Consider the following 26823-nt stretch of genomic DNA (forward strand, 5'->3'; position numbering starts at 1 on the left):
CGGTACGTCGCGAGGGGTACCCGCAGGGCACGACTGAGGCCCCCCGCCGCGCGGGGGGCCTCAGGATCAGGGAGGGCCGGAGCCCGGGGTCACTCGCCCGGCCCCGCCTTGCGCAGGGCGGCGATGCAGGTGTTGAGGGCCTGCTGGAGCTCCTCCAGGCGCTGGAGCATGTCGTCCTCGTAGATGGCGTCGAGGTCGACGGCGTCGTCGAGGGTCAGCTCCTCGAAGACCTTGGTCGCCTTCTGGAGGCTGCTGTAGAACTTCGTACGGCGCTCCTGGACCCGCAGTTCGGGGTCGGCCTGCACGGTCTGGACGACGAGTTCCTTGACGGTGTCGTACGCCTCCGTCGCCCACTCGCCGGTGTCCTCGTCGTCGTCCAGCTCGTCGATGAGGGACAGGTGCCGCTCGGCTTCGGCGCGCAGCTCGGCGGTGGCGTCGATCACCTGGCCGGCGGGGGTCTTGACCTGGCCGTTCTCGACGATCTGCCGGACGTACCCGATGCGGCTGGCCGCCTGGGTCTCGCTCGCGACCGCCTTCTTCAGCTCGTCGGTGCGGGCGATGTCACGGGCCAGCTCCGTCTGCAGGGAGGGGTCCTCCTTGAGACGGTCCAGGAGCGCGGTGCGGGCCGCCTGCGCGGTGGAGGGATCGGCGAGGATCGCGGCACGCAGCGCGGTGGGGTTCTCGGCGACCTCCAGCGCCTTGGTCGGGCGGATGCCCTCGGCCTCGGCCGCCGCCGTGATCGCGGTGCCGCGGTCGGAGGTCGCACCGGACCGGGAGCTGTAGTACGACAGCCACACGTCCGAGTCCGGGAGGTCGATCTCCTCGCCGGGGGTGAGCGCCTCGAAGTGCGGGACCATGCCGTCGTCGGCCGCCTTGTCCCACGCCTTGTAGTACCGCATGACCCGCTCCGGCGAGCAGCCGGCCAGCTCGGCGAACCGCTTCGCCGACACCTTCGGCGTCTCACCCGCCGTCTCCCCGCCGGGCCGCACACTGCGCGCCACCTTCAGCGCGAACGCCCAGCCGCCGGTGCGCGCGTACACCCCGAACTCCCGGGCGTCGCGGGCGACCTGCTCGTCCACGGCGTCGACAGGCGCGTCGACGGGGGCGTCGACCGCGGCGTCGTCGCCGGGTACCTGCGCGGGCACACCGGCGGGCGCCTGCGCGGCGACCTCGTCGACGGACGGCTGCGCTGCCTCGCCGACGGACGGTTGCCCGGCCTCCTCGACGGACGGCTGCGCGGAAGCCTCCTCGCCGGAGGACTGTGCCGGCACCTCGACGCCGGAGGTGCCCTCGTGGGACTGCCCCTCGGCCGCGCCGGGCTCGACCCAGAACTCCTCGTCCCGCGAAGGCGCTCCGCCGGTCGCGGGCGTCTCGTCGGCGGGCGGTACGGCCGATGCGGAGTGGGCGGTGGCTACGCTCACGGGTGACTCTCCCGGGTGGTGACGAACGGCAGGGGCAGAACTGGCAGCCTATATGAACCCGTTGGTGGCGCTTTGCCCTGACGCCTCGCCTCGGTGCACGGCGTTCAGCCGGGCCACCTCCCGCTCCGTGAGCCGGAGGGCGCCGGCGGCGATGTTCTCGGCGAGGTGGTCCGGGTTTCCCGTGCCAGGGATGGCGAGGACGTGCGGCCCCTGGTGGAGGGTCCAGGCGAGCCGGATCTGGGCGGGCGTGGCGTCGTGGGCGCGGGCGACGGCGAGCAGTTCGTCGTCGTGCGCGGTGCTCGCGCCCTCGGGTCCCGCTTCGCCGGCGATCGCGTAGAACGGTACGAACGCGATGCCCTGTTCACCGCAGATACGGAGCACGTCGTCGGCGGCGGGGTCCGGGCCGCGCAGTCCGTACTGGTTCTGGACGCAGACCACCGGTGCGATCGCCTGGGCCTCCGCGAGGTGCCGGGGTTCGACGGCGGAGATCCCGAGATGCCGGATGAGCCCGGCCTCGCGCAGCTCGGCCAGCGCGCCGAAGTGCTCGGCGATGGAGTCCTGCCGCATCCGGCGCAGATTGACGACATCGAGATGGTCGCGGCCCAACTGCCGCAGGTTCTCCTCGACATGGCCGCGCAACTGGTCGGGGCGCGCGGCCGTGCCCCACTCCCCCGAGTACTCGCGGTGCGGCCCGACCTTGGTGACGACGACCAGGTCGTCCGGGTAGGGCCCGCCCAGTGCGCTGTTGATCAGCTCGTTGGCGGAGCGCAGGGAGGAGAAGTAGAAGGCGGCCGTGTCGATGTGGTTGACGCCCAGCTCGACGGCGCGCCGCAGCACGGAGATCGCCCCCTCGCGCCCCCTCGGCGTCCCGAGATGGAAGGCGGCGCTGCCGGTGAGCCGCATCGCACCGAGACCGACACGGTTGACCGGCAGGTCGCCCAGCGTCCACGTGCCGGCGGCGGTCGCGGTGATCGTCTCCGAGGTCATCACCGCAGTCTCGCACGCGCCGGGCACGGGGGTACGGCCGTGGCCGGCCGCACCCCGGCGGAAGTCAGGTGCATGACATCCAGAATATGCCGGTGTCAGCAGTACAGGTTGCCGCCCGCCGAGGTGCCGAGGATCTGGACGAACCGCTGATACGCGCTCACCCGGCTCTGCACCTGGGCGGGGTTCTTGCCGTCGCACTCCAGCGAGCCGTTGATGCTGCGGATCGTGTGCCCGAAGCCGGCGCCGTTGACCATCGCGTTGTGGCCGGTCATGGTGCCGGGGCCGGTCTGCGTGTTCCAGTACCACAGGGCGGTCTTCCAGGCGACGGCCGCGTCGTTCTGCACCAGCCAGGGGTTGCCCAGGAGGTTCAGGCCGAGCGCGTCGCCGGCCGCCTTGTAGTTGAAGTTCCAGCTGAGCTGGATGGGGCCGCGCCCGTAGTAGGCCGCCTGTCCGGCCGGGCAGCCGTACGACTGGCTCCAGTCGCAGTAGGTGGGGTAGTTGGCGGTGTTCTGCTCGACGATGTGGACGAGTCCGCCGGTCTCGTGGTTGACGTTGGCGAGGAAGGCGGCGGCCTCCTGCTTCTTGACGGTGTCGCTGCCGGTGGTGGCGAACGCCGGGTAGGCGCTCATGGCCGCCCGCAGCCCGCTGTACGTGTAGAACGAGTTCCGGTTCGGGAACATCTGCTGGAACTGCGCCTCGCTCACCACGAAGCCGGAGGGGTTGGTGGGGCCGTTCTCGCAGGCGTACGGCTCCCAGTACCAGGTGCTGATGGTGGGGTCGTACCCCGGGTTGTCGTGCTCGGCGATGTACGCCTTGCCGTCGGTGTAGCGCACGATGTCGCCGGTGACGTAGGACCGGCCGGCCGTCCAGCTCGCGTAGCTCGAACAGGGGGCGGCCGACGCGCTCTGGGCGGGCAGCAGCAAGGGGGTGGAACCGCCAATGACCAGCGCGGTCAGTACGGCGGAGATACGACGCCTCGACACGGGACCAACTCCTTCGTGGAGCACGGCCGCACCCGGGCAAGGGCCCGAAGGGCATGACTGGGACAGAACCTCGCGCGCACGCGCCGGCGGGGCCGGCCACGGCGTGGGGGCGGCCGTGGTGGGGGGTGTGGGGCACACTCAACCGCGTTGGTCTGTACCAGTCAAGGGTGTAGACCAGTCGACTCGTTTGACACGAGGTCAGGTCAGTCGTCGGGGCAGCCGAGCCAGTAGCCGAAGCCGCGCCGGGTATGGATCAGCGCGGGTTCCTCCTGATCGGTCTTGCGCCGGAGCCTGGCCACGAGTTTCTCGATCGCGCCGTGCGCGCGGTACTCGCCCCAGACGTGCCGACCGATCTGCTCCTTGGACAGCACCCGTTCCGCGTTCGCCAGCAGATACCGCAGCAGCCGGTACTCGGCGGGCGTGAGGCACAGCGGCCTGGTGCCGCGCCGCGCCTCGCACGCGGCGTCGTCCAGGACCAGGTCGCCATAGCAGGGCATGCCCTCGGGCCGTTCGGGGCCGCCCCGGCCGCGCAGCAACGCCCGGGCGCGGTCGAGGACTTCGGCGATGCGTACGGGCTTGACGACGTAGTCCTCGTCGCCGGGCCGCAGGCCGGGAAGCAGGTCGTGGAGGGTGTCGCAGGTGGTGAGGAACAGCAGCGCGGGCCGGTCCGCGGGCGCGCCGCGCCGGCCCCGCCCGAAGCGCTCCGGGTCCGGCAGCGCGGCGTCCCAGACGGCGAGGTCGTACCCGCCATGGGCGATCCGCAGGGCCCCCTCGGCGCCGGTGACCGCCGTCGCGACCCGGTATCCGGCCAACTCCATGGTGGTGGCGAGGAGTTCGGTGACATCAAGGTCGTCGACGACCAGCAGGACGTGCTGCGCGGTGCCGCGCGGCGACGACGGTTTCCCGGTGAGCAGACTGCGCATGACAAGACCGTTCGCGTAGGGCTTGCGTGGGGGGATCGCGCGGCGCGCCGTATCAGTCGGCGGGCCGGGGCTCGACGACCATCTCGGCGTGTTCGACGAAGTCGTCGACCAACCGGTTGAAGAGGTGGGCGAGTTGCCGCAGGTCCTCCGTCGACCACTCGTCCAGCACCGCCCCGATGCCCCGGCGGCTGGCCTCCCTGACGCGGTCGAAGGCCGCGAGACCGGCGTCGGTGATCTGGACGCGCTGCGCCCGGCGGTCCTCCGGGTCCGGGACGCGGACGACATAGCCGTCGCTCTCCAACTGCCTCAGCTGCCGGGTGACATGGGACGCCTCCACGGACAGCCGGACCGCGAGCACCCCCGGGCGCAGCGGCTCGCTCTCGGCGATGTGCCGCAGGATCGACACGGAGGCACGGTCCAGGGACAGTCCGCTGTCGGACATCAGACGCTCGTGCTGACGAGACCGGCCGGCCAGATACGCGACACGGGTGAGCAACCGCTCGATCTCGGTCACGTCCGCGAGGGCGGCCGCTTCGGTGGGGCGCGGTGTGGACATGCGGCCACCGTAGCAGACATTTGCCTAAGTCAAGCAACGTTGCAGGGGTCGCCCCACACGCGTCGGCGCCCCGGACGACACCTGGTCGTCCGGGGCGCCGGCGTACGGGAGTCGGGTCCTCGTGTCAGCCGAGCTTCAGCTGGTCCGTGCCGTGCCCGATGTGCGCGACGACCAGCCCGGCGCCGGACACCTCCGCGTACTCGGCGGTGTGGTGACGGAAGACGCCGCCCGCCTCGGGCCCCCTGCGGGCCTCGACCGTCCAGCGCAACTCGTGGAAGAAGAACCAGTCGTCGAAGTGCTGCTTGACGACCTCGATCTCCCGGACCTCGTAGTGGGCGTAGAACTCCTCCAGGTGGGCCCTCAGTTCGTCCTTGGTGTGCAGTTCCACCAGGGTGCCGACACCCGCCGCGTAGTCCCGCACGCCCGTCTGGATCTCGGGGTGGGCGCGCTCGACGATCGCGTCCACATCGCCCTTGCGATAGGCGTCGAGCAGCGCGTCGTGCACCCTGGCCACGGCGAACCTGCTGGCCAGCGCCCCGTCGGCCGGGTCGCCCGGCAGCGACTCGCGCTGCGTACGGCCCCAGAAGAGCTCGCCGGTGATGCCCTCGGAACCCATCGTCGGGAACAGCACGATGATGGGACGCTCGCTCTCGGCACCGGTGTTCTTGTCACGCCCCCGGCCCGAGCCGCTCACGAACGTGTACCAGGAGGTGTTGATCTCCGCCACGGGCCGGATCCCGACCACGGCGGCGAACCGGTGCATGTTGCGGTAGCTGCTCTCGATGGCCTCGTACGTGTCGACGATCCGCTGCGTCGGAATCTCCTTGCCCTCTTCGAGGGTCGGGACGACGGTGTACGCGTAGGGCCCGCTCGGCGCGAGCGTCGCCAGGATGTCCTCGACGATGTCGACGTACTCGGCCTTGACGTGCTTCCAGGCGACCGCCGAGGTCTGCACCTGGAGGTCCGATGTGACGAGGAGATCCTCGACCTTGGCCCGGTCTTTCATGGTCTTTCTCCTTACGGGGCAGAACGCCCCGGTGGGGGGTGGAGCGAACCGTCGCTCGTGGAGCCGCCGGGGGCGCGGCCCCGACGATCACATGCAAGCGCAGCGGCCTGACCGCTTGCGCCCTGCGACCTGACATCGGACCGACGTGGCGCAGGTCACACCCACGGCGCCCGCGCCCAGGGGTCCGGCCGAGTCCATGGAGGTCGAGGCGAGATCGTGGACGAGGACGAGGTGATCCGCCGGCCCCGACGATGTGATCTTTGGGGCCGGAGCCGGGGAGAATCACCCCATGACCACGTCACCGCACCCCCTCGTCGTCCAGGCGCGCAGACTCGCCGCCGAGGTGCTCGCGCCTCAGGCGGAGCGCGTCGACCAGGAGGGGGTACCCGCGAGCAGTATCGAGGCGATCAAGCGGTCGGGGCTGCTCGGAGTGAGCGCGCCGGTGGCCTACGGCGGGTCGGGCGCCCCCCATTCCGTGGCACGGGAGACCGCCGAGATCCTGGCGGGGGCCTGCTGCTCCACGTGGTTCGTGCAGACCCAGCACTACACACCCGTACTGACCCTGGTGAAGAGCGAACTCCCCGCCCGCGAGAGCCTGTTGGGGAAGCTGGCCACCGGCGAACTGCTGTCCGGCGTCGCCTACGCGCATCTGCGACGGTACCCGCAGGTGCCGGTCCGTGCCGTGCCGAAGCGTGGTGGCTGGCGGTTCCACGGCACGGTCCCCTGGTACACCGGGTGGGGGCTCAACGATGTGATGCTGCTGGCCGGCGTGACGGACGCCGACGAGGTGGTGTTCGCCTTCACCGAGGCCAAGCAGCAGTCCGGTCTGAAGGCCTCCGCACCCATGCGGCTCGCCGCGCTCACGGCCGCCCGTACGGTCTCGCTCCACCTCGACGGGCTGTGGATCCCCGACGACGCGGTGGCGCTGCACGCGCCGTACGAGTCCTGGGCCGCGAGCGACCGTCCCAAGCCCACGAACGCCTCGCCGGCGGTGTTCGGGGTCGCCGAGTCGGCCCTCGGCCTGCTGGAACAGGACGACCCCACGACGAAAGGGCTGCGTCTGCGGCTGGACAAGGTACGGCGCCAGGCGTACGCCCTGGCCGACCATCCGGCGCCGCACGAGCACATGGAGGAGCGGCTGGCCTTCAAGACGAAGGCGTTCGACCTGATGCGCACGGCGACGACCGCCGCGGTCGTCGCGGGCGGCGGACGCGCCCTCGACCTGGACAGCCGCGCGCAACGGCTGGCCCGCGAGGCGCTGTTCCTGCTGGTGCAGGGCCAGACCTCCGAGGTGCGCCGGGCCCACCTCGGCGCGCTCTCGGCCGCGTACTGACCCTCGCGGAAACCACGCGCAGCGGGGTCGAGCGGCGCCCGGCCGGTGTCGTGTGATGCTGGCGTCATGACTGCTCGGCGCGAGATCTCCATCGTCCGCTGGTCCGGCCGGACCCCTTCCGTCGAGGCCGGGCCGGCCCCGTTGCTGGCCGCCTACCATCTGCGGACGGAGGCCGAGAAGGGCCGCCCCGTCGCCGAGGTGGACGGGCTGCCGGATCGCTACCGGGCGGAGATCTCCGACCCGGGGAGTGCGTTCGCCGGCGATGTCGTGCTGGTGGCCGTGAGCGGGGACACCGCGGTGGGCTGTGTGGTGGTGACCGCCCCCGCCGACGGGCGGGCGGAGATCAAGAGACTCTGGACGGACCCGGCGTTCCGGGGCCGTGGCATCGCCTCCGGCCTCCTCGACGCCGCGCTCGCGCAGGCCGCGGAGCACGGCGTGGACACCGTGCGGCTGTCGGTGTGGAACTGGCGGACCGGGGCCATCGCCCTCTATGAACGGCAGGGCTTCGGCGTCACCGCGTCATGGGACGAGCGGGAGCAACTGGTGTGCATGGAGCGCGCGGTGTGAGCGTCACGCTGTGCCGGCGCCTGGTGCGGCTGGGTGCGAGCGCCCGGTGCGGCCCGCTGCCGCCCACCGCCCGCCCCCGGCCACTCGCTTTCGCCGCTGTGCCCTCTAGCCGCGGCAGGCATCGTTTGCCCGTCAAGGAGCGGCGTCCGGTGCGTGCTCTCGGCGTGCCGGGCGCAAGTCCTCGTACTGGAGGTACTTGGGCTTGCGTCCGGTGCGGCGAGTGGGGGCACCTCCCGCGCCCTTGAGGCAGCGGGGGAGCGTGCCGGGCGTCGCGACGGGGCAAACGTTGCCTGCCCCGGCACTAGCTCGCGAACGGCACCTGTGCCGTAGGGACCGTCGGCTTGGCGAAAGGGTGGCGCCACAGGCCCTGGGCGGCGAGGCGAGGGAGGACGCCCTCGCCGAACCAGTACGCCTCCTCCAGGTGCGGGTAGCCGGAGAGGACGAACTCGTCGATGCCGAGGGCGTGATACTCCTTGATGCGCTCGGCGACCTCTTCGTGGCTGCCCACCAGTGCGGTACCAGCGCCGCCGCGCACCAGGCCGATGCCGGCCCAGAGGTTGGGGTGGATCTCCAGGCCGTCCCGGTTGCCGCCGTGCAGGGCGAGCATGCGCCGCTGCCCCTCGGACTCGCTGCGGGCCAGTCCGGCCTGGACGGACCGTACGGTCTCGGCATCGAAGCCGTCGAGCAGCCGGTTCGCCTCCGCCCAGGCCTGCTCGGCGGTGTCACGGGTGATGACATGCAGCCGGATACCGAAGCGGAGGGTGCGGCCCTCCTTCGCCGCCAGCCCCTTGATCCAGGCGATCTTCTCGGCGACCTTGGCCGGCGGCTCGCCCCAGGTGAGGTAGACGTCGACATGCCGGGCGGCGATCTCCCCGGCGATGGGTGAGGAGCCGCCGAAGTACACCTCGGGCACCGGATCGGGCACTCGGGCCAGCCTCGCGTCCTCGACCCGGAGGTGCTCACCCTTCAGGTCGACGGTCCTGCCCTCCCACAACTCCCTCACGACTTCCAGGAATTCACCGGTACGGCGATAACGGTCGTCCTTGTCGAGGAAGTCGCCATAGGCGCGCTGCTCATGGCCCTCGCCGCCGGTGACGACGTTGAGGAGGAGCCGCCCGTCGGTGTGCCGCTGGAAGGTGGAGGCCATCTGGGCGGCGAGCGTGGGCGAGACGAAGCCCGGCCGGAAGGCGACCAGGAACTTCAGACGTTCGGTGTTCTGGCTGACCATCGCGGTCGTCAGCCAGGCGTCCTCGCACCAGGCACCGGTGGGGGTGAGCGCGCCGACGAAGCCGAGGTCCTCGGCTGCGCGGGCGATCTGGCTCAGATAGGCGACCGTCGGCGGTCGGTCCCGGCCCGACTCGGTGGCGGGGGTGCCGTGGCCGCCGCCGACGACGTGTCGGCTGTCGCCGTTGGTGGGCAGGAACCAGTGGAAGGTGAGGGACACGTGGGGTCTCCGATCAGGAAGGCCCGCGGCGACAGGTCATCGGGGTCGCCCTTCAGAGCAGGCCGTGGCGTGGGGGTCGGGTGCCGTTGAGCACGTACCGGCCGATGTGCTGGACCTTCCAGCGCGCCGGGTCGTGCAGGGTGTGGGTGCGGGCGTCGCGCCAATAACGGTGCAGATTCGCGGAGTTGAGGGCGGAGCGGGTGCCGGAGACCTCGAAGAGGGCGCCCGAGATCTCGACGGCCGTGTGCGCCGCGTGCGCCTTCGCGGCGGCCACGGCGATGGAGGCCTCGGCCGCGGAGTCGTCGGTGAGGTCGGCGCGGGCCGCGTCGACCTCACGGGCCGCCTCCCGCAGCAGAGCCCTCGACGCCCGTGCCTGGACAACGAGTTCACCGAAGCGCTGGATCAGCAGAGGGTCCTCGGCCGCCGTCTCGAAGCCGCTCTCGAACCAGGGCCGGCTCTTGGTGCGCACGAACGCGACCGCCTCCGCGAGCGCGCCGTCGGCGATCCCGACGTCGATCGCCGCGTGCAGCAACTGGGCGACAGCACCGTGGAGTTGGGGACCCCGGAAGGTGAGGTGGTGCGGCAGGACCCGGTCCGCCGGGACGGATACCTCCTCCAGCCGGACCGTGCCGCCGGCGGTCGTCCGCTGGCCGAGGCCGTCCCAGTCGTCGACGACCGTGACGCCCGGGGCGTCCCCGGGCACGTACGCGACGTGCAGATCGTCGTCCTCCGCCCGCGCGAGCACCGGGATCCAGTGGGCGAACAGGGCGCCCGTGGCGTAGTGCTTCACCCCACTGAGGAGGTACGAGCCGTCTTCCTGTCGCGTGAGCCGGGTGCGGATGTCCTGGATGTGTCTGGTGCCCGCCTCGGACTGGGCGTTGCCGAAGCGACGCCCGGCGAGGAGCTCCCCGAAGAAGAACTCGCGCTGCTCGGCCGTTCCCTGGCGTCGGATCACGTTGACGTATGCGAAGTGGCTCTGCGGGATCTGGGCGAGGCTCGCGTCGGCGGAGGCGAGCAGTCGGAAGACCTCCGCCAGGGTCTCCTGGCGCACATCCGCTCCCCCGTACTCGGCGGGCACGGTGACGGCCAGCAGCCCGGAGGCGGAGAGCCGGTCCAACTCGGCGCGCGGAAGCCGCCGTTCGGCGTCCCGCTCCGAGGCCCCGGCACGGAACTCCTCGGCGAGCGCGGCGGCGACGGTCAGGGCCTCGACGTCGTCGGCGATGACCTTGGCGGCCGGGGAATCGGCGGTGGCATCGGACAGGGAGCCGGCCGGGGCGTCGGTCATGGGTCAGCTCGCGGCGGCCAGGACCGGCGCGGGGCCGAGCGCGGTGAGGAACTGGTCGACGACCTCACCGAGGGCCTCGGCCGTGGCCGGGGCGACCGACACCTTGCCGTCCTCGCCGACGGTGATGTCCTTGTCGAGGGTGAACCAGCCGGGGACGATGTGCCGGGCGCCCATGGAGCTGAGCACCGGCCGCAGGGCGTAGTCGATGGCGAGGACGTGGGCGGTGGTGCCGCCGGTGGCCAGGGGCAGCACGGTCTTGCCGGTGAGGGCGTACTGCGGGAGCAGGTCGAGCAGGGCCTTGAGGACCCCGGAGTAGGCGGCCTTGTAGACGGGCGTGCCGATGACGATGCCGTCGGCGCGCTCGAAGAGTGCGGTGGCCTCGACGATGGCCGGGTGCTTGAAGTCCGCCCCGAGCAGGGCCTCGGCGGGAATGGTGCGGATGTCGAGCGGCACGACCTCATGGCCCTGGGCGATCAGACGGGCGTCCAGGTGGCGCACGAGTTTCGCGGTGCGGGAGGAGACGGAGGGGCTGCCGGAGACGGACAGGACGGTGGCCATGGGTCCTCTTTCTGGGAGCCCGGGGTGCCCGTACGGACGGGCACCCCGGAAGGGAGTGGTCAGGAGTACCAGGTGGGTTCGGGCAGTTCGCCTTCGAGGACCCAGCGGCCGACCTCGCGGCGCTTGTAGGCCACCGGGTCGTGGAGGGTGTGGGTACGGATGTCGCGCCAGAAGCGGTCGAGCCCCTCGGAGGTGGCTGTCGAGCGGGCGCCGGTCACCTCGAAGACGCTGTTCGCGATCTCCAGGGCCACATCGGTGGCGCGCGCCTTGACGGCCGCCACCCTGACCTCGAAGTCGCCGCGCGTCTTCTCGGTGACGGCGTCGGGGTCGTCGTGCAGTCGCTGTCCCTCGGCGGCGACGGTGTCGGCGAGGGCCTCGACCGCCCAGAGCTTGGCGGTCAGATCGCCGTAGACATCGATGACGTACGGCTCGTCGACCGCGCGCTCGTGTCCGCCGTGCAGCCACGGCCGGGACTTCGTACGGGTGTACGTCGCCGCCGTCTCCAGAGCGCCGGCCGCGATGCCGAGGTAGAAGTTGACGAAGACGAGTTGGATGGTGGGGACGTTGAGGGTGTTGTACGTGCGGGGCCGGAACTCCTTGTCGACGTAGCCGGCCGCGGAGGACCACGGGGTGCGGACGCCGTCGAGGGTGACGCCGCCGCTCTCGGTGAGCCGCAGGCCGATGTTGTCCCAGTCGTCGTGGAAGGTCAGGCCCTCGCTGTCGGAGGGGACGATCGCGAAGACGTGGCTGTCGGTGCCCTCCAGGACGCCTTCGAGGACGGTGACGTCGGAGACCTTGCTGCCGGTGGAGAAGGACTTGCGACCGGTGAAGACGAGGTCGTCGCCGTCCTCGGTGACCACGACGTCCTTGTCGCGCGGGTTGACGGCCCCGCCGAAGAACCAGCGGCCCCGGGCGGCCTCGGCCTCCACGTGCTCCCACTGTTCGCGGGTGCCGACCAGCCGGGCGGCCCAGTTCCAGAGGTAGTGGTAGCCGAGGAGCTGGCCGATGGAGCCGTCGGCCTTGGCAACCTCGCGGACGACCCGGTAGGCGGTGGGCCAGTCCTGGCCCGCGCCGCCGTGCTCGGTGGGGCCGAGCAGGGTGACGAGGCCGGAGTCCTTCAGCAGTTGGACCTCGGCGTACGGGGTGGCTCCGGCGCGGTCGCGCTCGGCGGCGTCGGTGGCGAGGACGGCGGCGACCTCGCCGGCGCGGGCGATCCACTCCTGGGCGGTCCGCGGCGCGGGGCCGGTCTTCCAGTCGGTGGGGGTGGCGGTGCTCATGCGTGATGACCTCTTTCGCAGTGCGGTGCGCAAGCAGTGGGGTGTTGCGGTGGCGGTGGGAGCGGTCAGACGTGCAGAGGAACGGACGCGGGCTCGGACTCGATTTCGCTGTCGGGGAGTTGGGCCTCCAGCTCGCGTACGAGCGGCAGCACACGGCGGCCGAAGTACTCGACCTCCTCGTGGTAGTGGAGGAATCCGAGAAGGAAGAGGTCGACGCCGAGCTTCTTGTAGGCGACGATCCGTTCGGCGATCTGCTCGGGGGTGCCGATCAGCCCCGTACGGAAGCCGTCGTTGTACTGGACGAGGTCCTCGAAGCCGGAGTCCTGCCACATGCCCTTGCCGTCGCCGGTGGACTGTCCGGCCTGTTTGACGGCGGCGCCGAACCCCTCGACCGCCTCCCGGTCGGCGTTCGCGACGATCTCCCGCAGGGTGTCGCGGGCCTCGGCCTCGGTGTCGCGGGCGATGAGGAAGCCGTTGAGCCCGAACTTCGGCGCCGCACGGCCGATCTGGGCGGCGGAGGCGCGTACGTCCTCGATCTGTTCGACGACTCCGTCGAAGTCCTTGCCGTTGGAGAAGTACCAGTCGGAGACCCGGCCGGCCATGGCCCGTGCGGCGGTGGAGTTGCCGCCCTGGAAGATCTCCGGGTGGGGGCGCTGGGGGGTGTTGAGGGGCTTGGGCTTGAGGGAGAAGTCGCGCAACCGGTAGAAGTCACCGGCGAGTTCGGTGTGGTCCTCGGTCCAGATCTGACGCAGGGCGCGGATGAACTCCTCGGAGCGGCGGATGGGGGTCCCCCCGGTTCGAGCGAAGCCGAGAACTGGGGGAGTTCGTCGTGCTCCAGCCAGGGCTCGCCGAGGGCGGTGAACTCGCCCTTGAACCAGCCGGATACGACGTTGACGGCGAAGCGGCCGTCGGAGAGGTGGTCGGCGGTCGCGCCGAACTTGGCGAGGACGCCGGGGTGCCAGAGGCCGGGGTGGACGGCGGCGATGACCTTCAGACGCTGGGTCGCCAGGAGCAGGGCGAGGCTGAAGCCGGTCGACTCGTGCTGGTACTCGGCGCCGTAGCCGGCCATGTAGCGGACCTGGCTGAGGGCGTACTCGAAGCCGTTGTTCTCGGCGAGGACGGCGAGTTCGCGGTTGTACTCCCAGCCCCAGTCGGTGCGCTGCTCGATCTTGCTGGTGACAAGTCCCCCGCTGACGTTGGGGACCCAATAGGCGAATTTCACGGGCGCGGCGGGCATGCGGAACTCCTGTTGCGGAATGTTTTGGGCACGCCGAATTCAAGGGGGTGCGCGGGCGCTCCAAGAGAGGCGCGTGCATCTCAAGGGGTGTGCGGGCGCGGGGAATTCAGGCGAGGAAAAGCCAATACGCGCGGCGGATCGCGGGGAGGTGATCAGGCCGCGGCGCGACAGGAGGCGCTGGAGACGCGCGCGAGGTCGACATGGCGTCGCCGCGTGAGGTCCAGTCGCATCTTCATGCCGTCGATCGTGACAGCCGTCGTCGACGACCGTCAAGGAGAACCCGACCGGTCTCGAATCCCGGACCATTGAATTTCACGAAGGTGTGACAGGGAAACCCTTGAACGGGCCGGAAATCGGCACGCATTCTGCTGCCGTGCGGACAGAACAGTTGGAATACATCACGGCGGTGACCAGGCTCGGTTCGTTGCGCCGGGCCGCGGAGGAACTACGGCTCTCCCAGCCCGCGTTGAGCGAGACCGTGCGGAACCTGGAACGCGAACTCGGGGTCGATCTGCTGGAGCGCAAGCGTTCCGGCGCGACGATGAGCGCCTCGGGCCGGGAGTTGCTGCCGCACATCGTCGGGGTGCTGGACGCGGTGGACCGGCTGCGGGCCGCGGCGGGCGAACAGCACCGCATCAGCCGTATGGTCCGCCTGGGCACGGTCAACGCGGCGACCGTGCCGCTGCTCATCCCGGTGATCCGCGACTTCCGCGCCACGCATCCCCTCACCCAGGTCGAGGTGGTCGGCGCCCAGCAGACCGACATCCACCGGGGCCTGCTGGAGGGCTCCTTCGACCTCGGGCTCGTCAACCACCTCGACGGCGACGACGTGCCCGCCGAGTTCGAGGCCACCGAGCTGCTGCGGGGCCGCCCGGTGGTGGTCGTCCGCCCGGACAGCCCGCTGGCGTCCCGGGCGGCGGTGGCCGTGGACGACCTGCTCGACGTACCGCTGATCGGCATGCGCTCGGGGTACGTCATGCACCGCTTCGTCCACCGGCTCCTCGACGGCCGCGACCCGGCCTTCGCGTACTCCACCGACGGCGCCGAGATGGGCAAGCTGCTGGTCGCGGAGGGGCTCGGGGCGACGGTCCTGCCGGACTTCAGCGTGATCGGCGACCCTCTGGAGCGGCGGGGCGCGCTCGTCCACCGGCCGATCGTCGATGACACCACCCGGGTCCTGCTGATGCTCCAGCGCCGCAGGGCGGACTCCGTGCCGCAGGCCGCGGGGGACCTGCACGAGGCGTTCGTCCGCCGGGCCCGGGCGGTGGGCGCCCGGGCCTCGTCCCGACCCGGGCGCGGGACGGTCACCGCTCGTCGTGGGCGCGTGCCTCGCCGGAGGCCATGCTCCCCGGCCACCAGGCGCGCTCGCCGAGGTCCCGTACCAGCGCCGGCACCAGCAGGGAGCGCACCACGAGGGTGTCGAGGAGGACTCCGAAGGCCACGATGAAGGCGATCTGGGCGAGGAAGGCGAGCGGGATCACGCCCAGCGCGGCGAACGTCGCGGCGAGCACCACGCCCGCGGAGGTGATGACCCCGCCCGTGCTGACCAGCCCGCGCAGCACGCCCTGGCGTACGCCGTGCCGCAGTGACTCCTCGCGGACCCGGGACATGAGGAAGATGTTGTAGTCGACGCCCAGCGCGACCAGGAACACGAACCCGTAGAGGGGCACGGACGGGTCGGTGCCGGTGAACCCGAACACGTGCGGGAAGACGAGTGCGGAGACGCCCAGCGTGGCGAGGAAGTTCAGGGCGACCGTGGCGACCAGGAGGACAGGCAGCAGCAGGGAACGCAGCAGGCCAATCAGGATGAGCAGAATGAGGGCCAGGACGACCGGAACGATCAGCGTGCGGTCGCGTTCGGCGGTGCGCAGGGTGTCGTACTGCTGTGCGGTGTAGCCGCCGACGAGGGTGTCCGCGCCGGGCACGGTGTCCAGGGCGGCCCGTAGGCGGGACACCGTCCGCTTCGCGGCGTCGCTGTCCGCGGCGGCGTCCAGGGTGACGTCGACCCGGACACGTCCGTCGACGACCAGGGGGGCACCGCCGGGTCGCCCGGGCCCGCCGACGGCGGCCGCCGTCGCGACGCCGTCGGTCGCACGGGCCGCGGCGAGCACCCGGTCCAGCCGGTCCGCGTCCGCGACGACCACGGCGGGGTTGCCCGAGCCGCCGGGGAAGTGCTCGCCGAGCGTCTTCTGGGCGGCGACAGAGGGGGCGTCGTTGACGAAGGTCTCGTCCAGGGGGACGCCCTTGGAGGTGAGCGCGGGCGAGAAGGCGGCCCCGGCCAGCAGGACGACCAGGGTCGCCGCCCACACGCGGCGCGGCGCCCGGTCGACGAGGCCCGCGACGCGCCGCCACACCCCTTCACCGGTGCGCGGGGTGGCCGATCGGCCACCCGGCCTGGCGGGCCAGTAGGCGGCGCGGCCGAGCACGACGAGGACGGCCGGCAGGAACGTGAGCGTGGCGAGGACGGCGCAGCCGATGCCGATGGCGCCGACCGGCCCGAGCGCCCGGTTGTTGGTGAGGTCGCTGAGCAGCAGGGCGAGCAGGCCCAGCGCGACGGTCGCGGCGCTGGCCACGATCGCGCCCCAGGACTGCCGCAGCGCGGCCCGCATGGCCTCGAAACGGTCGGTGCGCGCGCCGAGTTCCTCCCGGAAGCGGGCGGTGAGGAGGAGGGCGTAGTCGGTGGCGGCGCCGATGACGAGGATGGACAGGATGCCCTGGACCTGTCCGTCCACGCGGACGACTCCGTGGTCGGCGAGCGCGTACACGACCGCGCAGGCGAGGCCGAGGGCGAACACCGCGCCGAGGATGATCACCAGCGGGAGCAGGACGCTGCGGAGACGAGCAGCAGGATCACCAGCACGGTGAGGAGCGCGACGGCGAGCAGCAGACCGTCGATGCCGGCGAAGGCGTCGGAGAGGTCCGCCTGACTCGCGGCGGGGCCCGCCATCCGGACGGTGGTGCCGGGAACGCGTTCGGCGGCGGCGCGGACCCGGTCCAGGGTGCCGGGCAGATCGTCGTCGAGGCCGGGCCGCAGCGGGACCACTCCTCGGAGGGCTTCGCGGTCCTCGGAGAGCAGTGCGGGCGAGACCCGCCCCGTCACGCCGGGAGTGCTGTCGAGGGAGGCGAGGGCACGGTCGGCCGCGGTGCGCCGCTCGGCAAGGCTCGGGCCCGTCCACACGACGATCGCCAGGAGCGCCTCGTCCTCCCGGAAGGCCCGCTGGGCGGCTATGACCTCGGTGGATTCGGCGCTGCGCGGCAGGAACGCGGCCTGGTCGTTGGTGGCGACCTCACCGAGGCGTCCGGCGTAGGGGCCCAGGACTCCTCCGATGACGAGCCAGACGGCGATCAGCGCGAAGGGAACGAGCCGGCGAGGGCGCCGGGGGGTGGTGGACATGGTGCTCCAGGCTCCGGATGGATGTATCTCAACGAAAAACAATCTCAATGATTGAACTTGTTGGCGGGCGTGATCATAGACGCCGCCTGGTCTTCCGTCCTCACCCGGCCCTTGGATGCACCCTGTCCCTTGGATGCACGATGCACCCTGTCCTTGGATGCACCCGGTCGACCCGGTCAGCGAGAACGGTCGGCGCCCGCGCCCAGTTCCTCGTTCATCGCCGCGAGGAACCGCAGCACCACGCCCAGTTCGTCTCCGGTGAACCGGGTACGGGCGGCCTCGGTCGCCTCCGCGAGGGGCCGGAAGTAGGTGCGGGCCGCCGAGCGCGCGTCGGCCGCGTAGTACAGGTGGACCACACGGCGGTCGGCGCTCTCCCGGACGCGGCGAACGTGTCCGGCGCGCTCCAGCCGGTCCACGCAGGCGGTGACGGCTCCGGAGGTCAGTCCGAGGTGTTCACGCAGACGTTTGGGTGTCATGGGCGCGTCGGCGTCCAGGATCGCCGCGAGGGCCTGGACGTCCGTCGCGTGCAGTCCGTGGTCACCCGCGAACGCGTGCACCAGCCGGTTGATCTCGCCGTTCATCCGGCGCAGGGCGACGGCGAAGGCGTGCAGGTCGGTCGGTGCCGTGGGGCGGCCGGACCCGTCTTCCCCCGCCCGCCGCTCGGGGTCGTTCACTGTGGCCACGCGGTCAGCGTAGCCGCCGTACCGATCACCCGATCGCGCGGCGGTGCCCCTCCGGCGCATCCATGACCGCTCTCGTGGTGGAAGTGATTCCTGGGCACGCCGACGCGGAGAACCGAACGCGAAGAACCGAGGAACCCATGACCGACGACGAACGCGGCAGCGGACCGCTCTGCCCGGTGACCGGTGCGACCGGGTGCATCGGCGGGTGGCGCGTCCCGGAGCCGCCGGCGGCGGACCGGCGGCATGGCACGCGACATCGCCCGCACGGGCGGCGGTGGCGGACGCGCCCGCCCAGGCGCGAGAGGGGGCGCCCCTCCCCTGATCCGCCCCTGATCCGCGCCGCGCGAGGGCCCGCGCCCCCTTCCCGGAAATGTGCCGTGCGGCGGCCCGTGTCCCGGTCCTCCGCCTCCGGCCCGCGCATCCGCCGGGCGCCTCCGGCCGGAAGCGTGCATGATCCGTCTTCACCTTTCCCCGGAGTCCGCCATGAACGTCTCGGTCGTCCTGTTCACCTGCGACCTGCGGCTGCACGACCATCCGCCGCTGCGCGCCGCCCTCGACGGATCACGGCAGGTGGTCCCGTTGTTCGTGCGCGACCGGGCCGTGGCGGGGGCCGGGTTCGCCGCACCCAACCGGCTGGCGTTCCTCGCCGACTGTCTGCGCGACCTCGACGAGGGACTGCGTCAGCGGGGCGGCCGGCTCGTGGTGCGCTCCGGGGACGTGGTGGAGGAGGTGTGCAAGGTGGCCACCGAGGCGGACGCCGACGAGGTGCACCTGGCGGCCGACGTCAGCGCGTACGCCCAGCACCGCGAGGAACGGCTGCGGCGCGCGCTGGAGGCCGAGGGCGTGCGCCTGCACGTCCACGACACGGTGACGTCCGCCGTGGACCCCGGCGCGGTGGCGCCGGCCTCCTCGGACCACTTCGCGGTGTTCACGCCGTACTTCGGCCACTGGTCGCGGCAGCGGCTGCGCGACGCGCTGGCCGCGCCGCGGGCCGTGCGCGTGCCGGACGGCATCGGCTCGGAGGAACTCCCCTCGCGCGACCGGCTGTCCGGACTCTCTCCGGAGCTGGCGACGGGCGGTGAGACGGAGGGCCGCGCACGGCTCTCCGCCTGGCTGCGGTCGGGCATCGAGGCGTACGGGGACCGGCACGACGACCTGGCGGGCGACGCGACCTCCCGGCTCTCGCCCCATCTGCACTTCGGCACCCTCTCCCCCGTCGAGCTGGTCCACCGGTCCCGCCGGGCGGGCGGTCCGGGCGCCGAGGCGTTCGTACGGCAGGTCGCGTGGCGGGACTTCAACCGCCAGGTGCTGGCCGTGCGACCGGAGGCCGCGTTCGTGGACTACCGGGCCAGGCACGACCGTTGGCGGTCGGCTCCGGACGAGGTCGAGGCGTGGCGGGAGGGCCGTACCGGCTACCCGGTGGTCGACGCGGCCATGCGCCAGCTCCGCCACGAGGGCTGGATGCACAACCGCGGCCGGCTCCTGACCGCGAGCTTCCTCACCAAGACGCTGTACGTCGACTGGCGCGTCGGCGCCCGGCACTTCCTGGACCTCCTCGTCGACGGCGACATGGCCAACAACCAGCTCAACTGGCAGTGGGTGGCCGGGACCGGCACCGACACCCGCCCCAACCGGGTCCTCAACCCCGTCACCCAGGCCAAGCGGTACGACCCGGAGGGGGAGTATGCACGGCGCTGGGTGCCGGAGTTGGCGGACGTCGCGGGATCGGCGGTGCACGAGCCATGGAAGCTGCGGGGACTGGATCGTGCCGCGCTCGACTATCCGGAGCCGATCGTCGAGTTGGCGGAGGGGCGGGAGCGGTTCCTGCGGGGGCGTAAGTCCTGGACCGGTCGGGCCGCCCGTCCGTAGAGGCCGGACAGCACGTCCGTCGCCTCGTCCAGCGAGGACGGCCGGACCGTGCCCGGGGCGGGGCACCCGTGCCAGCCGGGGCCGCCCAGCACGAGGAGCGGCTGCCGGCGGGCGCCCTTCACGCCCCAGCGCATGGCGGCGACATGGCGGGCCAGGGGCAGGCTCGCCGTGGAGCGGGCCTGGGCCCAGAGGACCACGGCCGCCGGGCCGAGCCGGTCGACCGCCCCGGTGAGGGCCTCGGCGGGGACGGCCGCGCCGAACATCCTGGCGGGCAGGCCGAGTTCGCCGAGTGCCGCGTTGAGGGCCTCCAGCGGGAGGGTGTGCTGTTCGCCGGGCACGCAGGCCAGGACGACCGGGCCCGGGGTGGTGGTGTCGTGGCGGGGCACGGGCGGCCGGGCGTGGCGGCGCAGGGTGGTGGAGACGTGCCAGGACAGCAGGTGCTCGACCTCGACGTAGCGGTCGCCGGACGACGCCCACTTGCGGCCCACCGCGTGCAGCGTCGGCACCATCACCTCCTGCCAGGCGACCGTGAGCCCGTGCCGCTCGACGGCTCCGGCCAACTGTTCCTCCACGGCAGCAGCGTCGAGGCGTACGGCGGCGCGGGCGAGGCCCCGGCACTCCTTGCGGATGTCTCCCGGAGACGGCGGGCCGGAGACGGGTGACCGCTGCGGACGATCTCCGTCCGGCACCCGCGCACCCCCGGCCCTCTCCCGCACGTCCCTCGCACTCGGGGTCCCGGCACCCTCCTTCGCCACACGTGCCGCCTCGGCCGGTGGCACCCCGGCGGACGTCAGCCGGCACATCGTCTCGACCATCGTCACGTCCTGCGGGGTCCAGCGCCGGTGCCGGCCGTCGGCCCGGACCGCGGGTCCGATGCCGTAGCGGCGGTCCCACGAACGCAGCGTCGTGGGCGAGACGCCCAGTCGACGGGCCAGGGCACCGCTGGTGAGCCCCGGTTCGGCGGGGTTCTCCTCCGCGTACGCACCCATGAGGGTGACTATACGATGCAGAAGCGATGCGAGTTGAAGCCCGATCTCGCGGGCTCGCACGATGGCGGCATGCGCACCGCCTCCCGTGAGGAGCCGCCCTCATGAGCCCTGTGTGTCCGAGCACCGCACCCTCCGACGAGGAGCTGGCGCGGGGCCTGGTGGCGGGCGACGACGACTGCCTGGCCGCCACCTATCACCGCTGGTCGGCACTGGTGCAGGCGCTCGCGCGGCGCAGTCTCGGCGACGCGGGCGAGGCCGAGGACGTCACCCAGCAGGTGTTCCTGGGCGTGTGGCGCGGCCGGCACGGCTACCGGTGCGAGCGCGGCGCGCTGGGCGCCTGGATCGTCGGAATCGCCCGGCGCCGGATCGCCGACGCCCTCTCCGCGCGGACGCGCCGGGCCGACCTGGTGACCTCGGCGGGCACCGCGCTCGCCCTCACCGACCACTCCCGCCGCACGCACCCCGAGGCCGTCCTCGACCGCGCACTGATCCGCGCCGAACTCGCCAGGCTTCCCGGGCCCCAGCGGCAGGTACTCCACCTGTCCTTCTACGAGGACCTCACCCAGACCCAGATCGCGGAACGCACCGGCCTGCCCCTGGGCACGGTCAAGAGCCACACCCGGCGGGGACTGCGACGGTTGCGCAGCCGCCTGGAAGAGGAATTCCGCCCCGGCTCTTCCCTCGCCTCCGACCACTACACATAAAGACAAAATAAGCGCATGATGAACATACGCGGCGCTTACCGCATACCCCACCAGACGCGGTCAGGCCTGCTGAGTTCAAAGGAGTCGAGTCATGGCCAACGTCTCACACAGGAGTGACATCTCCAGCCACCCCGACGCACCCGAAATGCAGGCCCGGTATGCCCGCATGCTCGGTGGTCGCGATGTGGCGCTCGTGGACGGACCGGTGTTCCTCCTCGGTCTGTACTGCGCCGTGTCCCCGTGGATACTCCACTACACGACGAGCCAGCCCGCGCTGGCGCCCCACAACCTCATCATGGGCATCGCGATCGGCCTGCTGGCCCTCGGCTTCACCGCCGCACCGGAGAGGATGTACGGCCTGAGCTGGGCCATGTGCGCGCTGGGAGTCTGGATGATCGTCTCGGCGTGGATCGTCGGTGACAGCCCGGACGCCGGTGTCGTGGTCAACAACATCATCATCGGCTGCCTGGCACTGATGCTGGGACTGATGTGCGCCGGCGTCTCGGCCAAGGGCGGCACACGTGCGGGCCGCACGCCATAGGTGTAAACAGGAACGCCCGCGAGGGGTAACGGCGGCCGATCCGCTCCGGCGGGTCGGCCGTCGCCGCGCCCCGGCCCACCGGACCGGGCCCCACACCGGCCGCACCGACCGGACCCTCACCGGGTGCGCGGCACCTCCCACGGCTGTTGCGGCAGCACACTGCCGGTCTCCAGCAGCGACTTGAGGTTGGACAGCACCGCGGGCCAGCCGAAGGACACCTCGGCGAGCGCGCCCTCGTCCGGCAGGTCCTCGTGGGTCACGGTGAGCCGCACGATGTCGGCGTGCCGCTCGATGTCGAAGGTCACCCGTGAGTACGCGTCCCCCTCGCCCTCGTTCTCGGGCGAGGCCCAGGTGGTGACCAGCCGGGCCGGGGGGTCGCTCTCCACGACCGTGCCGACGACGTCCTCGACGCCGGAGCCGTCGGTGCGGACATGGGCCCAGCGTGAGCCCTGCCGCCAGTCCGACTCGTTGCGGTGGCCCCAGTAGTCGGCGGTCAGATCGGCGCTGGTGAGCGCCTCCCAGACCTTCTCGGGCGTGCTCGCGATATAGGTGACGTACACGTAGGTGGGCTTGTCGGCCATGGCTTCCTCGGCTCGTCGTTTCACGGCACCGAGCGCTCTCAGCCGCGGGCGCTCGAACTTGTCGATCCACCGCTCCTGCATCTCGTGGAGCGGGACCGGATTGAGGTAGTGCAGCTTCTCCCGCCCACGCCGCACCGTAGTGACCAGGTGGGCGGCCTCCAGGACGGACAGGTGCTGCGTGACGGACTGCCGGGCCATGTCGATCCGCTCGCACAGCTCGCCCAGCGTCTGCCCGTTGTGCTCGTGCAGCCGGTCCAGCAGCCTCCTGCGCGTCTCGTCGGCCAGCGCCTTGAAGACCTTGTCCATGTCCGGGTCACCCTCTGATCGCACACTCCACGTTATGCAGGCAATTACCTGCATGTCAATCGGCGACCGCTTCGATATTCGTTGGCCGCCATCCGTCACGCCCTTCAGGCTGTCGCCGTGAGTCGAACCTTCAGCGCATGGGTGACATCGGGTGCGGACTTCCTCGGCGTCACCGGCCCTTTCCCCGTCGACGTCCCGTGGTGGGCCGAGGTCGAGCCCGTCGTGGGGCGGTTGCGGCGCACGCTCGGGGTGCCCGTGCTCGTACTGCGACTGCTGGAGGTGGACGGTGGCGAGAGCGGGCGCGACGGGCATGTGACGTACCACGTCGAGGCGTTGGAGCGGCCGGTGCCCGGGGCGCTGGAGCAACGCCCGGTGCATCAGGGGCTGTTGGACATGGACGACGCTCTTCGCTCACCGTGGGGGCGGGCCGACGGGCTGCGGGAACTGATCGACTGGGCCTCGGAGACGCTGGCCGCTCTGGGGCGGCCGATGACGGGACCGGTCGAGCAGCGGCGCACCTGGAACCTGGCGGGCCTCTTCCGACTACCCACCGGGCAGGGGCCGGTCTGGCTCAAGGCGACCCCGCGCTTCGCCACGGACGAGGCCGCGGTCATCGCCGCGTTCGCCCGGGTGGACGCGGAACTGGTGCCGACGGTTCTCGCCTCCGGAGAGCGGCGGGTGCTGCTGGAGCACATCCCCGGCGAGGACTGCTGGGCGGCCGACGCCGCCACGGTCGAGGCCGGGGTACGCCGTTTCGTCGCCGCGCAGGCCGCGCTGGCCGGCCGACGGCCGCCCGGACTCCGGGACCGGCGGGACCGGGTCCTCGGCGGTCTGGTCCACGAACTGCTGGACAGACGGGTCGAGTTGGACATCAGCGACCAAGAACGCGACGACGCACGGGAGTTGACGGCCCGCTGGGATCGACTCGCCGCCTGCGGGCTCCCCGACACCCTGGTCCACGCCGACTTCCATCCCGGCAACTGGCGCAGCGACGGCAGGCCACCCGTCGTCGTGGACTTCGCCGACGCCCACTGGGGCAACCCCGTGCTGGACTGCCTGCGCCTGTACGACTTCCTCCCCGAGGCGGTCCGCCCCGCGGCCGTCCGCGTCTGGGTCGACGCCTGGAAGACCCACGCCCCGGCGAGCGATCCCGCCCGCGCGCTCGCTCTGGCCGAACCACTGGCGCACCTCTCGTACGCGGTGCGCTACCAGGAGTTCCTCGACGGTATCGAGGCGTCCGAGCGGCCGTATCACGCGGGGGATCCGGCGGCGGTCATCCGGAGGGCGCTGTGGTCCGCCGCGCAGCCGGGTTTCGACTCCCTGGAGGTGGCGGGGGAGGTGGCGGGCTAGACGGACCGCGCGGAGGTCCTGCTCATCGGCGGGCAGGCCGGGGTCGGCAGGCATCGCCGACGGAACCTCACCGCTGAATGGGCAACTACGCCGACCTCGGCTACCGGTGGCTCGTCCACACCAACACCCTCAGCGTACTGACCGAGACCGCGGGCACCTTCCAGCGGGCCCTGGGCGCCGACGCACGGATCGTACGGTCCTCCTCACCGCCTCCGACGACGCGGCCGAACGGCGGCTCGGAGGACGGGAGATCGGCTCCGAGCTGGAACGGGAGCCGGCCGGCAGTGCGCGCAAGGCACGCGTGTTGGACGAGCGGGCCCCCGCGTACACCGACCGGGGCGCGACCGACGGATGCGCCGTCATGGACATCGCGGCGGAGGTGCCGGCCGTCACGGGATGGGTGACGCTCTCGTGAAGAACGTGAAACGGGGGCGGACTGCACTCGCGTTCGAAGGGCACTCGCAGGGGTGCGGGGAACCGACGAACAGGGGCGGAGATCAATGGAGATCGACGGCATCATCAGTGCCATCATCATCGGCATCGTCATCGGGATACTCGGCCGGCTCGTCGTGCCGGGTCGGCAGCGCATCGGCATCCTGCTGACGATCCTCGTCGGCATCGTCGCCGCGCTGATCGGCTCCGCGATCGCCGCGGGGGTCGGCGTGGCCGACACCGACGGCGTCGACTGGGCCGAGTGGCTCATCCAGATCGCCCTGGCGGCACTGGGCATCGCGGCCCTGGACCGCACGAGGGCACGACGCTGAGGGCCACGGGACGACCGGCCGGCACGCGCGTACGTCCCGGGTGACCCCCGGCGCTGACGGATGTGGCGCGAACGGCGATCGGCGCGCGCACAAGTCCTGAACGACGCGTGGCCCTCGCGTACGTCCCGAACGGTGATTCGCGCTCGCGTACCTCCCGAACGGTGATTCGCGCTCGCGTACCTCCCGAACGGTGATCGACGCTCGCGTACGTCCGAAGCGCGGCGGGCCGGGAGACCGCGCGTGCCCGAAATCCGTTGCGGGTCGTCCTGCCCGGCGGCTAGCGTCGCCGGGCCCTCGTCGTTCGCCCGCCGACCAGCTCCGGAGTTCCCTTGCCCCCGCGCCTCACCAAGCTGACCGACCCCGCCGCCACTCCGTCGAGTCACCGGCTGGCCTGGCTGGCATCCGGGGCGGACGGCACGCCCCTCGGCTCGGCCTTCCTGCGACTGTTCACCAAGGAGGGGCAGACGCATCTCGCGGAGCTGGACGTCACCGTGCACCCGGCCGAGCGGCGGCAGGGCGTCGGCGCCGCGCTGCTCGACGAGGCGGTCGCCTCGGCACGGGACGAGGGGCGCCGCGCGGTCATCGCCCAGACCGAACAGGGCTCCCCCGGCGACGCGTTCCTCGCGGCACGAGGCTTCCGCCGGGTGCTGACCCTGACATACGCCCGACTCGAACTCGCCGGGATCGACCCGGACCACGTCACCCGGATCGTCGAACAGCCCCGCCCGGGCTACCACTTGACCGGCTGGGCGGGCGTCGTACCGGCCGAACTCGCGCGAACCTACGCCGCGTCGCGCCGCGCGATGGACGACATGCCGATGGGCGACACCGACTACGGCACCGTCGTCTGGGACGTCGAACGGGTCGTGGCCGCCGCCGAGGCGATCGCGCAGCGCGGCGACTCGCTGTACACCGTGGCCTCGGTACACACGTCAAGCGGCACGATCGTCGGCTTCTCGGAGCTCGTCCTCCCGGGCGACGGCAAGGGCGACGGGCAGCACTACGGCACCGCCGTGCTGCCCGAGCACCGGGGTCACGGGCTGGGGCTCTGGATGAAGGCGAAGGCGGTCCTCCACGCCCACCGCCTGGTCCCGGACCTGGCGCTGCTCACCGACACCGCCGAGAACAACATCCCCATGCGCCAGGTCAACGACGCGCTCGGCTACCGGCCCACGCACACGGCGATCGAGTACCAGCTCGACCTGTGACGCACCGGGGCGCGACCTTCTGGGCGACCTATCGGCCCCCGGCGACGCCGCAACCGGTCACTCCGCCGCGCCCCCGACCGCGTACTCGTACGGCGTCGTCGTCGTGAGCGGCTCGAAGCCCAGGCGGGCCAGGATCGGGCGGCTGAGGGCCAACGCGTCGACCTGGACGTAGCGGTAGCCGCGGTCGGCGGCGACGCGGGCGCGATGGGCGACGAGGGCCCGGTAGACACCGCGACCGCGCCAGCCCTCGACGGTGCCGCCACCCCACAGGCCGGCGAAGCGCGTGCCGGGGAGCAACTCCATCCGGGCGGCGCTCACCGGTTCGTCCCCGGCGAGGGCCACGACGGCCACGACCGACTCGGTGTCCCCGGTGAGCTGGGCCAGCAGCTGGTGGCGCAGGCGGGTGCTGTCCGTGCCGAAGGCCTTCTCATGGACGTCGGCCACCATGTCCACACCTTCACGGTCGGTGACCGGCAGCAGCCGTACGCCCTCGGGCGGCTCGACGTCGAGGGTCAGGTCGGCGACCTCGGCGATCATCAGCGTCTCCTCCGGAGCGGCCGTGAAGCCGGCGTCGCGCAGGCGTTGTCCCAGGTCGACCGGGAGATCGTGGCCGTACAGCTTCCATTCGAAGTCGCGTCCGAGGCCGGAGAAGTACCGGATCTGCTCGGTGATCGCCGCGTCCGCTCCGGCCTCGTCCAGGTCGGACCAGACGACGCCGCTCCAGCCGTTCTCGAAGCCGACCTGGCGCACCACCCCGCCGACGCGCTCGATCCGGGCTCCGGGCCCGTCGGGGCGGGCGCCCTCTCGCATGTCCCGGTCGAACAGTGCCAGCACAGCAGCGTGATCCATGCTGCTCA

General features: G+C 71.9%; 23 protein-coding genes and 4 pseudogenes. 10 read left to right on the top strand and 17 right to left on the bottom strand.

Annotated features, from left to right (window positions below; translation table 11 throughout):
- Nucleotides 1–89: 89 nt before the first annotated feature.
- The 6 genes from OG202_RS02145 to OG202_RS02170 form a co-directional block, all read right to left on the bottom strand.
- A complete protein-coding gene (locus OG202_RS02145; RefSeq protein ID WP_328222230.1) occupies nt 90–1421 on the bottom strand; it encodes a hypothetical protein in 1332 nt (443 codons plus the stop codon).
- 48 nt (nt 1422–1469) lie between these two features.
- Nucleotides 1470–2408 carry an aldo/keto reductase gene (locus OG202_RS02150; RefSeq protein WP_328222231.1) on the bottom strand — a complete coding sequence of 313 codons (939 nt, stop codon included), beginning with the start codon at nt 2406–2408 and terminating at the stop codon, nt 1470–1472.
- Between the two features lie 95 nt (nt 2409–2503).
- A complete protein-coding gene (locus tag OG202_RS02155; RefSeq protein WP_326585273.1) occupies nt 2504–3391 on the bottom strand; it encodes a glycoside hydrolase family 19 protein in 888 nt (295 codons plus the stop codon).
- Between the two features lie 203 nt (nt 3392–3594).
- Complete coding sequence (locus OG202_RS02160) at nt 3595–4314, bottom strand: response regulator transcription factor (protein ID WP_327731741.1); 720 nt, start codon at nt 4312–4314, stop codon at nt 3595–3597.
- 52 nt (nt 4315–4366) lie between these two features.
- Nucleotides 4367–4870 carry a MarR family winged helix-turn-helix transcriptional regulator gene (locus tag OG202_RS02165; protein ID WP_327731740.1) on the bottom strand — a complete coding sequence of 168 codons (504 nt, stop codon included), beginning with the start codon at nt 4868–4870 and terminating at the stop codon, nt 4367–4369.
- Between the two features lie 124 nt (nt 4871–4994).
- A complete protein-coding gene (locus OG202_RS02170) occupies nt 4995–5876 on the bottom strand; it encodes a hypothetical protein (protein WP_327731739.1) in 882 nt (293 codons plus the stop codon).
- Between the two features lie 289 nt (nt 5877–6165).
- Between OG202_RS02170 and OG202_RS02175 the strand changes: the two genes are divergently transcribed.
- Together OG202_RS02175 and OG202_RS02180 are read left to right on the top strand one after the other, a co-directional pair.
- A complete protein-coding gene (locus tag OG202_RS02175; protein WP_327731738.1) occupies nt 6166–7209 on the top strand; it encodes an acyl-CoA dehydrogenase family protein in 1044 nt (347 codons plus the stop codon).
- Between the two features lie 66 nt (nt 7210–7275).
- On the top strand, nt 7276–7776 hold the full coding sequence (locus OG202_RS02180; RefSeq protein WP_326585268.1) for a GNAT family N-acetyltransferase: 501 nt from the start codon (nt 7276–7278) through the stop codon (nt 7774–7776).
- A gap of 301 nt (nt 7777–8077) precedes the next feature.
- Here OG202_RS02180 and OG202_RS02185 read toward each other — a convergent pair whose 3' ends face one another.
- The 6 genes and pseudogenes from OG202_RS02185 to OG202_RS46315 form a co-directional block, all read right to left on the bottom strand.
- Nucleotides 8078–9220: an LLM class flavin-dependent oxidoreductase gene (locus tag OG202_RS02185; RefSeq protein ID WP_327731737.1), complete on the bottom strand. Its 1143-nt coding sequence runs from the start codon at nt 9218–9220 to the stop codon at nt 8078–8080.
- A gap of 52 nt (nt 9221–9272) precedes the next feature.
- The gene (locus OG202_RS02190; protein ID WP_327731736.1) at nt 9273–10505 is read right to left on the bottom strand and encodes an SfnB family sulfur acquisition oxidoreductase; all 1233 of its coding nucleotides are present in this window, start codon (nt 10503–10505) and stop codon (nt 9273–9275) included.
- Between the two features lie 3 nt (nt 10506–10508).
- Nucleotides 10509–11063, bottom strand: a complete 555-nt coding sequence (ssuE, locus tag OG202_RS02195; protein ID WP_327731735.1) for an NADPH-dependent FMN reductase — start codon at nt 11061–11063, stop codon at nt 10509–10511.
- A 59-nt stretch (nt 11064–11122) separates the two neighbouring features.
- Nucleotides 11123–12340, bottom strand: a complete 1218-nt coding sequence (locus OG202_RS02200) for an acyl-CoA dehydrogenase family protein (protein ID WP_327731734.1) — start codon at nt 12338–12340, stop codon at nt 11123–11125.
- 65 nt (nt 12341–12405) lie between these two features.
- Nucleotides 12406–13577, bottom strand: a pseudogene (gene sfnG / locus OG202_RS02205) (dimethylsulfone monooxygenase SfnG).
- 152 nt (nt 13578–13729) lie between these two features.
- Nucleotides 13730–13813 carry a putative leader peptide gene (locus OG202_RS46315; protein ID WP_350284076.1) on the bottom strand — a complete coding sequence of 28 codons (84 nt, stop codon included), beginning with the start codon at nt 13811–13813 and terminating at the stop codon, nt 13730–13732.
- A gap of 137 nt (nt 13814–13950) precedes the next feature.
- On the opposite strand from OG202_RS46315, the pseudogene OG202_RS02210 reads away from it, so the two are divergent.
- Nucleotides 13951–14847, top strand: a pseudogene (locus tag OG202_RS02210) (LysR family transcriptional regulator); the annotation flags it as partial.
- A 34-nt stretch (nt 14848–14881) separates the two neighbouring features.
- Here the strand turns inward: OG202_RS02210 and OG202_RS02215 are convergent.
- Together OG202_RS02215 and OG202_RS02220 are read right to left on the bottom strand one after the other, a co-directional pair.
- A pseudogene (locus OG202_RS02215) lies at nt 14882–16971 on the bottom strand (MMPL family transporter).
- A gap of 176 nt (nt 16972–17147) precedes the next feature.
- A complete protein-coding gene (locus OG202_RS02220) occupies nt 17148–17654 on the bottom strand; it encodes a MarR family winged helix-turn-helix transcriptional regulator (RefSeq protein ID WP_326585261.1) in 507 nt (168 codons plus the stop codon).
- 483 nt (nt 17655–18137) lie between these two features.
- Between OG202_RS02220 and OG202_RS02225 the strand changes: the two genes are divergently transcribed.
- Nucleotides 18138–19523, top strand: coding sequence for a cryptochrome/photolyase family protein (locus OG202_RS02225; protein WP_326585972.1), 1386 nt, complete (start codon nt 18138–18140; stop codon nt 19521–19523).
- Here OG202_RS02225 and OG202_RS02230 read toward each other — a convergent pair.
- The gene (locus OG202_RS02230) at nt 19433–20512 is read right to left on the bottom strand and encodes a MerR family transcriptional regulator (protein ID WP_328222232.1); all 1080 of its coding nucleotides are present in this window, start codon (nt 20510–20512) and stop codon (nt 19433–19435) included. The genes OG202_RS02225 and OG202_RS02230 overlap by 91 nt on opposite strands.
- Nucleotides 20513–20613: 101 nt before the next feature.
- Here OG202_RS02230 and OG202_RS02235 point away from each other — a divergent pair, with 101 nt between their 5' ends.
- Nucleotides 20614–21216: an RNA polymerase sigma factor gene (locus tag OG202_RS02235; RefSeq protein ID WP_328222233.1), complete on the top strand. Its 603-nt coding sequence runs from the start codon at nt 20614–20616 to the stop codon at nt 21214–21216.
- 91 nt (nt 21217–21307) lie between these two features.
- Nucleotides 21308–21757 (top strand): SPW repeat protein, encoded by a 450-nt coding sequence (locus tag OG202_RS02240; RefSeq protein ID WP_328222234.1) that lies wholly within the window; start codon nt 21308–21310, stop codon nt 21755–21757.
- 116 nt (nt 21758–21873) lie between these two features.
- Here the strand turns inward: OG202_RS02240 and OG202_RS02245 are convergent, their stop codons facing one another.
- A complete protein-coding gene (locus tag OG202_RS02245; protein WP_328222235.1) occupies nt 21874–22644 on the bottom strand; it encodes an ArsR/SmtB family transcription factor in 771 nt (256 codons plus the stop codon).
- A 117-nt stretch (nt 22645–22761) separates the two neighbouring features.
- Between OG202_RS02245 and OG202_RS02250 the strand changes: the two genes are divergently transcribed.
- From OG202_RS02250 to OG202_RS02265, 4 genes and pseudogenes are all read left to right on the top strand, one after another.
- Entirely contained in the window at nt 22762–23994 is a 1233-nt protein-coding gene (locus OG202_RS02250; protein WP_328222236.1) for an aminoglycoside phosphotransferase family protein, read from the top strand.
- An 18-nt stretch (nt 23995–24012) separates the two neighbouring features.
- Nucleotides 24013–24409 (top strand): annotated as a pseudogene (locus OG202_RS02255) (hypothetical protein).
- Nucleotides 24410–24494: 85 nt separating this feature from the next.
- A complete protein-coding gene (locus tag OG202_RS02260; protein WP_326585255.1) occupies nt 24495–24758 on the top strand; it encodes a GlsB/YeaQ/YmgE family stress response membrane protein in 264 nt (87 codons plus the stop codon).
- Nucleotides 24759–25087: 329 nt separating this feature from the next.
- Complete coding sequence (locus tag OG202_RS02265) at nt 25088–25966, top strand: GNAT family N-acetyltransferase (RefSeq protein WP_327731727.1); 879 nt, start codon at nt 25088–25090, stop codon at nt 25964–25966.
- A gap of 57 nt (nt 25967–26023) precedes the next feature.
- Here OG202_RS02265 and OG202_RS02270 read toward each other — a convergent pair whose 3' ends face one another.
- Nucleotides 26024–26815, bottom strand: coding sequence for a GNAT family N-acetyltransferase (locus OG202_RS02270; protein WP_326585253.1), 792 nt, complete (start codon nt 26813–26815; stop codon nt 26024–26026).
- Nucleotides 26816–26823 lie beyond the last annotated feature (8 nt).

Origin of the sequence: Streptomyces sp. NBC_00310, assembly GCF_036208085.1 — a bacterium.
Taxonomy (GTDB): domain Bacteria; phylum Actinomycetota; class Actinomycetes; order Streptomycetales; family Streptomycetaceae; genus Streptomyces.